The organism is Aeromonas sp. QDB18 (genome assembly GCF_027705325.1).
GTDB classification, from domain to species: domain Bacteria; phylum Pseudomonadota; class Gammaproteobacteria; order Enterobacterales; family Aeromonadaceae; genus Aeromonas; species Aeromonas caviae.
Genome location: NZ_JAPDBQ010000241.1, coordinates 387 through 2,759, shown reverse-complemented (window position 1 = coordinate 2,759; position 2,373 = coordinate 387). Strand labels below are relative to the sequence as shown.

General features: G+C 57.1%; 2 protein-coding genes. Both read left to right on the top strand.

Annotated elements, in window-relative coordinates; genetic code table 11:
• Nucleotides 1-486: 486 nt before the first annotated feature.
• Entirely contained in the window at nt 487-1,851 is a 1,365-nt protein-coding gene (gene trhP / locus OKC30_RS20425) for a prephenate-dependent tRNA uridine(34) hydroxylase TrhP (protein WP_010675357.1), read from the top strand.
• A 1-nt stretch (nt 1,852) separates the two neighbouring features.
• Nucleotides 1,853-2,101 (top strand): YfhL family 4Fe-4S dicluster ferredoxin, encoded by a 249-nt coding sequence (locus OKC30_RS20420; protein WP_010675358.1) that lies wholly within the window; start codon nt 1,853-1,855, stop codon nt 2,099-2,101.
• Nucleotides 2,102-2,373 lie beyond the last annotated feature (272 nt).

Sequence of the window (2,373 nt, the reverse complement as noted above, 5' to 3'; positions counted from 1 at the left end):
TACTGGTAACCCATTGATATTAAATGACTAAAATTTTCATTTTTTGTTCTTGGGATACTTGTTCGCACTTTCCCTAGCGGGTGCTCATTTTCTTTTCGGAAGGATCTTGTGATTTTGCAGCATGTGCTGCATTGGGCCCATAGTGTCGTCTATTGATTTCGAATCCACGAGTTAACCCTTTCCAAATAGCTTATCCGCTGTCAGTCACGATGAACTGATGAATCAGGATGACCCTCTATAGATAGCAGCTGATATGTCCCCATATTGTTTTGCGATCTTCCTCTCTGCTCGCGGTTGTGCACCTTAAATCAACTCAGCAAAGCGGTGTGCGTGGCTGGCAGCTTGGTTTGGTGGTAAAATCTTGACGTGTTGGGAGCCCCCAACTACACACGACTATACACGCAAAGAAAAGTGCGTTAAGTTATTGTTTATTAGACTCTATTAGGTAGAGTCGTCCTGATTTGCAATCAGATAAAAGAGTCCAACATGTTCAGACCAGAATTGCTCTCCCCTGCCGGGACCCTCAAGAACATGCGCTACGCCTATGCCTATGGCGCAGACGCCGTCTATGCGGGCCAGCCGCGCTACAGCCTGCGGGTGCGCAACAACGAATTCGATCACGAGAATCTGCAGCTCGGCATCAACGAGGCCCATGCCCTCGGCAAGCAGTTCTATGTGGTGGCCAACATCCAGCCCCACAACTCCAAGCTCAAGACCTTCATCCGTGACATGCGCCCCGTGGTGGATATGAAGCCGGATGCACTCATCATGTCCGACCCCGGCCTCATCATGATGATGCGCGAAGCCTTCCCCGACATGCCTATCCACCTCTCGGTGCAGGCCAACGCGGTCAACTGGGCCACGGTGAAGTTCTGGCATCAGATGGGCCTGACCCGTGCCATCCTCTCCCGCGAGCTGTCTCTCGACGAGATCGAGGAGATCCGCATGCAGGTGCCGGAGATGGAACTGGAAGTCTTCGTCCACGGGGCGCTGTGCATGGCCTACTCCGGCCGCTGCCTGCTCTCCGGCTACATCAACAAGCGTGACCCCAATCAGGGCACCTGCACCAACTCCTGCCGCTGGGAGTACAAGGTGCACGAGGGCAAGGAAGATGACGTGGGCCAGATCGTCCACCGCCAGGAGCCCATCGCCGTGCAAAAGGTGGATCCGACCCTGGGCGCAGGCAAGCCGACCGATGCCCTGGTGCTGCTGGAAGAGTCCAACCGCCCGGGCGAGTTCATGACCGCGTTTGAAGACGAGCACGGCACCTACATCATGAACTCCAAGGATCTGCGCGCCGTCGAGCACGTCGAGCGCCTGACCAAAATGGGCGTTCATTCGCTGAAAATCGAAGGCCGTACCAAGTCCTTCTACTACTGCGCCCGTACCGCCCAGGTCTATCGCAAGGCCATCGACGATGCGGTGGCTGGCCGTCCATTCGATCCGACCCTGATGGGCACCCTCGAGAACCTGGCCCACCGCGGCTACACCGAGGGCTTCCTGCGCCGTCACAACCACAGCGAATACCAGAACTACGACTACGGTTACTCCGTCTCCGACACCCAGCAGTTCGTCGGCGAGATCACAGGTCGCAACGGTGACATGGTCGAGGTCGAGGTGAAGAACAAGTTCCTGCTGGGCAACAGCCTGGAGCTGATGACCCCCCAGGGCAACCTCAGCTTCAACCTGGAGCAGATGCAAAACCGCAAGGGCGAGCTCATCGACACCGCGCCGGGCAACGGCCATGTGGTCTACGTGCCGGTTCCCAAGGAGATCGACGTGAATTACGGCATCCTGCTGCGCAACCTCGGCGAGCGCGAGGATACCCGTCAACCTCACTCGGCGGCCTGAGATGGCACTGCTCATCACCGACAAGTGCATCAACTGTGACATGTGCGATCCGGAGTGTCCGAACCAGGCCATCACCCTGGGGAGCAAGATCTACGAGATAGACCCGGATCGCTGCACCGAATGCGTCGGCCACTATGAGAAGCCGACCTGCATCAGCGTCTGCCCCATCGATTGCATCATCTGGGATCCCGCCCATGTGGAGACCGAAGATCAGCTGATGGAGAAATTCGTGCGGATGCACAGGCAGTAACGCCTGCATCAGCGTCTGTGCCCCATGTGCGGCATCCTCCGGGATCCCGTCCATAGGGTGGAAACCGAAGATCAGTTGATGGAAAAGTTCGTGCGGATGCACAGGCAGTAAGCCTGTATCAGCGTCTGCGCCCCATGGACGGCATCCTCCGGGATCCCGTCCATCGGGTGGAAACCGAAGATCAGTTGATAGAGAAGTTCGTGCGGATGCACAGGCAGTAAGCCTGTATCAGCGTCTGCGCCCCATGGACGGCATCCTCCGGGATCCCGTCC

What these genes read in the sequence shown, in the direction of transcription:
- trhP (WP_010675357.1), top strand. Translation starts at nt 487, where the DNA reads ATGTTCAGACCAGAATTGCTCTCCCCTGCCGGGACCCTCAAGAACATG.
- OKC30_RS20420 (WP_010675358.1), top strand. Translation starts at nt 1,853, where the DNA reads ATGGCACTGCTCATCACCGACAAGTGCATCAACTGTGACATGTGCGAT.